The sequence below is a fragment of the Zarconia navalis LEGE 11467 genome (genome assembly GCF_015207075.1).
Lineage (GTDB): Bacteria > Cyanobacteriota > Cyanobacteriia > Cyanobacteriales > Geitlerinemataceae > Zarconia > Zarconia navalis.
Map to the genome: position 1 here is coordinate 1 of NZ_JADEXN010000325.1, position 6,247 is coordinate 6,247.

Sequence of the window (6,247 nt, forward strand, 5' to 3'; positions counted from 1 at the left end):
CTCGATGCCATGGGCAGTGCCATCGGAGAACTGATCACCTCCCACGAACGCCTGACCCTCCAGCAGCAACAACTCAAACAAGCCTCTGGAAACCTGCGGCGTTTGGTGGAACAGGTTAAACCCGTCAGAGATCGGGTCCAGTCTTTTTACGATCGCATGTCCACCACCAGCAGCGGGACTCAAACCAATGGCAGCAGCGAAACCTCGGAGTTCGATGCCCTGGAAATGGATCGCTATACGGCGTTGCATAGTAGCTTGCAGACCTTTGAAGAACTCATTACCCAAGTCCAGGAAACCCGTGTAGATATCGATTTGGTGAGCCGGGAATTGGGTCAGGATTTGGGGCAGGTGAGGCTGGATTTGTCCCAACTCTACTCCGATGTCACCATTTCTCGCCTGGTACCGTTCAAAACCTTCGCCCAGCGGTTTTTACCCCAACTGCGCCGCAATGCCCAACACTGCGGAAAAAAAGCCGAACTGAAAGTCTCCGGAGAAAACGTGCTGGTGGATAAGGTGCTCCTCGAACAGCTCCAGACACCCCTGACTCACGTTCTTAATAATGCCCTCGATCACGGCATCGAAAAGCCCGCCGAACGCAGAGTTTTAGAGAAATCCGAAACCGCCCAAATTTTTTTGGGGGCGAAGACCGAAGGGAGCGAAGTGGCGATTACCTTTGCCGACGACGGACGGGGGATCGATCTGACGCAGATCTACCAGATGGCCGTGGAACAGGGGTTGTGTCCGCCCGATGTCCCCATGAGTCAGTTGCCTAGGGAGCGAATTCTCAACTTTATTTTTCAACCGGGTTTTTCTACTGCGGCGGCTGTCAGCGATATTTCCGGTCGGGGAGTGGGGATGGATATCGTACGCACCCAAGTTCGGCAACTTCGGGGAAGCATCGATGTGGAAACCTTGCCGGGACGGGGAACCACCTTTACGATTCGGTTGCCCTTGAGTATGAGTTTGCTCTCGTTATTGCTGTGTCAGGCTTCGGGTCGCCTGCTCGCTATTCCTGCCGATACGGTACTCGACGTGATTCCCTACGATGATGTTAGCAATATCGGCCCTCATCAATGGCCTCTCGATGGTGCGTTGAACGAGATCGACGAATCTTCCATATCCTGGCGGGGACAAGTGCTGCCGTTGTTACCTTTGATGGCAATGCTACCTTACGATCGCCTGCCTGCGGTTTCTAGCACCTCTAAAGTGGTTTTGGTTCTCAAAGGGGCCTCGACTCCCATTGCAGCTACCGTCGATGCGATCGTCGACGAACGCCAACTGATTCTCAAATCCTTCGACGATACCATTCCCATCCCCTCCTACATCGGCGGCTGTACGATTTTAGGAACCGGGGAAGTCGTGCCGGTAATTCTGCCCCGATTTCTCAAGCCCATTGAGGGCCGACCGATGGTGACCACTCCGGTTCCGATGACCGTCCACGGTTCGCGGATGATTTTGGTCGTCGAAGATTCTACCGGGGCGCGACGTTCCCTCGAACGCATCCTCACCCATGCCGGGTTTGCGGTGATTCCCTGTCGGAACGGACAAGAAGCCCTTAAAAAACTCGAACAACGCCAGGGTTTGGTGGATTTGGTCATTTCGGACGTAGAGATGCCGGTTCTCAACGGCTTCGACCTCCTAGGGCGTATTCGCACCCACTCTACTTGGTATACCATCCCCGTGGTGATGCTAACTTCTCGTACGGGCGATCGTCACCGCCAAAAAGCCATGAGTTTGGGGGCAAATGCCTATTTGGGCAAACCGGTAACGCCGACGGAGTTGCTCTCGGGAATTGAGAGTTTATTACCGAGTTCGTAACGTGTTTGGGAAGCTACCAGTGTGGTTTTGCTTGGGTTATTAGTCTAAATTCTCTTTTACATGGCGAACCTTAACTGTTGAACTTCTTGTTGCAAGAAGAGAGCTTTTACTTAAACTACATATAGCGGTTCTCAATCTGTTGAAGTACAGAGTTTCTGGTTTTAGGGAATAGGGCACTTCGACAAGCTCAGTGACCAGGGAATGGGGAATGGGGAATAGGAAATAGAATTTGGGTGTACCTCACAAGACTGAGAATTGCTATAAGATATTATCTGAGATAAAAACCTCAGAACAAGCTTTCAACTGTTTATGCATTGCAGTACAATATGCAATTGAAAAGCAAGCGACTCGAAATGCTTTTCTCACCCTACCTTCAGAGTCAGGCGGCTTCTAGTTAAAAATAATTGAATTTATTGAAGTATTTTTTGAATGGTTGACGTACTATGCAACTTAGGCTCGGGTAAAAGATGAGGTTTTTGAACATATGGAACACATCTTTCAATCGATACAAGCTCCGTCAACCCGATCGTCTGATACCTTGTTATAGCCTCCCGAATGAAAATAGTTGACGTGAGAATAGATAGAAAAATCAGTATTTACTCTGAAATCTAAACCCGATTTCCTATTCGCTCAAATACCCCTCGATCGCGATATCCTTTCCCACGGCATACCAACGCGCATGTTCCAAATTTAGGGCTTCGGGCATGGTTTCCAAACCCAAATCGCTCACCGGAGAAGGGGCAATTTTGCCGCCGACGATTTTGGGGGCGATAAAGGCAATGACTTTCTGCACGGAGCGATCGGCGATCGCTCGGGCGGCAAGGGTTCCGCCGCATTCCCACAAGACCGACAGCGAGCCGCGATCGTATAAAAGCTCCATCACCCCAGCCGGAGTCACGGATTCGAGTTCGATCGTCTCCACCCCCAAATCTCGCAATCGTTGCTGGAACTCCGGCTTCACTCCCGCTTCCGTACACACCAACGTCGGGGCTTCCTCTGTCTGCCACAGGCGGGCGTTTTCCGGCAGATCCAACGTGCGACTCATCACCACTCGCAGGGGATTGGGGATATCCGTGCGATGGCTGGTTAATTGGGGATTATCCGATCGCACCGTATTTCCCCCCACAATCACTGCATCGCAGGCCGATCGCAACTGATGTACCGCCTTGCGCGCGTCTTCTCCCGTCACCCAGGCACTATGACCGGTGGTGGTGGCGATTTTGCCATCGAGGGTCATGGCGTATTTCAAAATTCCAAAGGGGCGATGGTGCAAAATGCGGTGGATAAAGGCTTCGTTGAGCTGGCGACAAGCCTCCTCTTCTACCCCGACGATGACTTCGATTCCCGCTTCTCGCAACCGGGCAATGCCGCCTCCGGCAACTTTGGGATTGGGATCGACCATCCCGACGATCGCCCGCGCGACTCCCGCTTTTACAACCGCTTCGGAACAGGGTGGCGTGCGTCCGTAGTGGTTGCAAGGCTCTAAACTCACGTAAATCGTCGCCCCTCGGGCTTGTTCTCCGGCTTGGCGCAAAGCAAAAACTTCGGCATGGGGTTGTCCCGCACCGGGATGAAATCCTTCCCCGACGATCCGCCCGTCTTTAACCACCACCGACCCGACAAGGGGGTTAGGGGCCGTCTTTCCCAGTGCCTGCCGCGCCAAGCTCAAACAGCGCTGCATCATCGTGCGATCGAAAGCGCTGATGCGATCGGGTGGCGAAACATCGTCTACAGCCAAGGGGATCGTTGCCTATAGATGTGGGGATGGGGAAGATTTCGGAAATCTAAAATTCTTCGTGCTGAGTTTGCATATTTTTGGGCGCGACGACCGATAACATTCACAGAAGCTAGATATAGGGCGATCGGGATTGTCGCGCCTGACATCAGACCCGATTCTCGATCGCTGTTTTCTTTTGCTGTATCTTTCTTCATATCCGTCGAGTGTCTTCCCGATGTTGGGTAGCTCGTGTATTACCGGGCCAAAAACCGGATCGGCACCGGAAAAATCCCCCTACGGTTTCTCTGCTGACCTGGCAAAATGCCCTGTGCCGTTAGCTGGCAACGTGAAACGAGGTCGCGGATCTCCCGAGTTTGCCATGTCTGTCGGCGAGCTGTAAAATCCATTCGAGATAATTTCTACTAAAATCAAAAGATGGAGTGCTTAGAGTCGAGCGATCGCGATCGAGTTGCGAGTCCGTGCATTTGATGAGTTGTCGAGCTGGGAACTAGCAATCCAAAACTATAATCTTTCGTTGGAAAATCGATAACGATGAGTTACTTAATCGGTTTAGGGGTCTTCCTCGTGTATGGTGGTGGAGTCTGGAAATTTTGGAAGGGCTTTCACCGGACGAACTTCGAGCGGGGTTTTGGCAATCAGCTAACCCTCGCATTATTATGGCCCGTGCTAGTGGTTGTCAATTCCTCCTATCGAAAAAACTTTTCTAAGGCTTTAAAAGCAGGACGGTAAAAAAATCGATCGATAAAATTTAGCTCGATTGTAAATTTTTAAATCTAATGTAGATGGCAACAAAATTTATAGACCGAGGAAAATGGATGCCATCGTAAAAATAATCGTGTTAATAGATAGAAACAAAGCCACGAACATAGACGACAACAAAATTCAAAAAATATTAATCGATCGAATTTAGTGGTGTTTTGTTTGCCCAATCGATATAAGATAAAGCGATCGAAATCGACATTTAAAATCCAAGTATACGTGACAAAGTTATCGAGGTCGATATGATAAAACCGGGCGATGTACCTCAATATTTTGCGAGCCATGCCTCCGATGATTGGCAATCGCAGATTAGTCAGCTTGCCTATCGCTTCAATCGCGAGTATCGAGGAGAGTCTTTTAAACTGCCCGAAGAAGTTGAATCGATGCCTATTTTTCGAGATTGGGCGACAGGAAAACTCCAGTCTCGCATTGCCTCTCCGTTTTGGGAACTGGCAAAGCCAAAAAAAAATCAACACTGTTTGGATATTGGTTGTGGGGTAAGTTTCCTCATCTATCCTTGGTGGGAATGGAACGCTTTTTTCTACGGTCAAGAAGTGAGTTCGATCGCGAAAGAGGCTCTACAGTCTCGCGCACCTCAGCTTAATTCTAAGCTGTTTAAAGGTGTAGAAATGGGAGCAGCTCATCAGTTAGAATACGAAGCCGATCGATTCGATTTGGCGATCGCGACGGGGTTTAGTTGCTATTTCTCCCGCGACTATTGGAGTACGGTGATGGAACAAGTCCAACGCGTGCTCAAACCGGGAGGACAATTTGTGTTTGATATCCTCAATCCCGAAGCACCGCTGGCTGAAGATTGGGCAATTCTCGAAACCTATTTAGGAACTGAAGTGTATCTCGATTCGATCGCCGATTGGGAAGCAACGATGAAAGCAGCGGGTATTAAGAAAAAAAGCTCTAAGCCCGGAGAGTTATTTATCATGTATAAAGTGCAGTGGTAGATGCTTTTGTTGTCGCCTGGGTTGAGTGGGAGTCAGATCGAAATCTCTTGAGAGTGAAAGAATACCGACGTTAATGAACCACAAAGACACAAAGGACACGAAGTTAGAAGAAAGGAAGAAAAGGAAGAGATGAGTATTTTGGTTGTACTGAGATGCTACTGGGCAATTGCCGCAGCTTCGGGTTGAGTGGCTAAGCGCCCGTCTTCCATATAGATAATGCGATCGGCAATGTCCAAAATCCGATTATCGTGCGTTACTAGCAAAATCGTACAGCCCTGTTTTTTGGCTAAGTCGTGCATTAGGTTAACCACATCCCGTCCCGATTTTTTATCCAGGGCGGCGGTGGGTTCGTCAGCGAGGACGATTTTGGGGCGACTCACCAGGGCGCGGGCGATCGCCACTCGTTGTTTTTGCCCCCCAGATAAGTCGCCTGGATAGTAGTGGATTCGTTCTTCTAAACCCACCTGGGTTAGCATTTGAGCCGCACGACGGTGGCGATCGGGTTTGGAGAACGTCCCGTGAACTTCTAACCCCATTTGCACGTTTTCCAGGGCGGTTAGACTGCCGTGTAAATTGTGGGCTTGGAAGATGTAACCGTTGTTTCGCCGAACTTTAACTAAGTCGTTTTGACTCGCTTGACACAGTTCTTTGCCTAATATCTTGAGGCTGCCCGATTGAGCCGAGCGCAAGCCGCCCATCAGCGTTAGGAGGGTGGTTTTACCCGAACCCGAGGGCCCGGTCATAATTACGATTTCACCGGGTGCAATCTCTAAATTTATGTCGAATAAGACTTGTTTTCGGAGTTGTCCCGAGCCGAAATAGTGGTCGAGTTGGTGAATGGCGATGACGGGTCGATCGGTCATGATTTTAGGGCGAGTATCTTGCTCATATTGGGTTGGTAATCTATTGGAAATATGGGTAATTACATGGGCGCAGTGGTGTCAACTGTCTGTTGTCTTTGCTTTGTCAACAC

General features: G+C 49.9%; 7 protein-coding genes. 4 read left to right on the forward strand and 3 right to left on the reverse strand.

The window, feature by feature from the left end:
- Positions 1 to 1,818: hybrid sensor histidine kinase/response regulator (locus IQ235_RS15940; protein ID WP_264322427.1), on the forward strand; the 1,818-nt coding region annotated here is incomplete at its 5' end.
- A gap of 622 nt (positions 1,819 to 2,440) precedes the next feature.
- Here IQ235_RS15940 and ribD read toward each other — a convergent pair.
- Complete coding sequence (ribD, locus tag IQ235_RS15945; protein WP_264322433.1) at positions 2,441 to 3,502, reverse strand: bifunctional diaminohydroxyphosphoribosylaminopyrimidine deaminase/5-amino-6-(5-phosphoribosylamino)uracil reductase RibD; 1,062 nt, start codon at positions 3,500 to 3,502, stop codon at positions 2,441 to 2,443.
- A 44-nt stretch (positions 3,503 to 3,546) separates the two neighbouring features.
- The gene (locus IQ235_RS15950; protein WP_264322428.1) at positions 3,547 to 3,750 is read right to left on the reverse strand and encodes a hypothetical protein; all 204 of its coding nucleotides are present in this window, start codon (positions 3,748 to 3,750) and stop codon (positions 3,547 to 3,549) included.
- A 20-nt stretch (positions 3,751 to 3,770) separates the two neighbouring features.
- Between IQ235_RS15950 and IQ235_RS15955 the strand changes: the two genes are divergently transcribed.
- The 3 genes from IQ235_RS15955 (at position 3,771) to IQ235_RS15965 (ending at position 5,274) form a co-directional block, all read left to right on the forward strand.
- Positions 3,771 to 3,935, forward strand: a complete 165-nt coding sequence (locus tag IQ235_RS15955; protein WP_264322429.1) for a hypothetical protein — start codon at positions 3,771 to 3,773, stop codon at positions 3,933 to 3,935.
- Positions 3,936 to 4,087: 152 nt separating this feature from the next.
- On the forward strand, positions 4,088 to 4,285 hold the full coding sequence (locus tag IQ235_RS15960; RefSeq protein ID WP_264322430.1) for a hypothetical protein: 198 nt from the start codon (positions 4,088 to 4,090) through the stop codon (positions 4,283 to 4,285).
- A 272-nt stretch (positions 4,286 to 4,557) separates the two neighbouring features.
- Complete coding sequence (locus IQ235_RS15965; protein ID WP_264322431.1) at positions 4,558 to 5,274, forward strand: class I SAM-dependent methyltransferase; 717 nt, start codon at positions 4,558 to 4,560, stop codon at positions 5,272 to 5,274.
- Positions 5,275 to 5,429: 155 nt separating this feature from the next.
- Here IQ235_RS15965 and IQ235_RS15970 read toward each other — a convergent pair whose 3' ends face one another.
- A complete protein-coding gene (locus tag IQ235_RS15970) occupies positions 5,430 to 6,137 on the reverse strand; it encodes a DevA family ABC transporter ATP-binding protein (protein WP_264322432.1) in 708 nt (235 codons plus the stop codon).
- Positions 6,138 to 6,247: the final 110 nt, after the last annotated feature.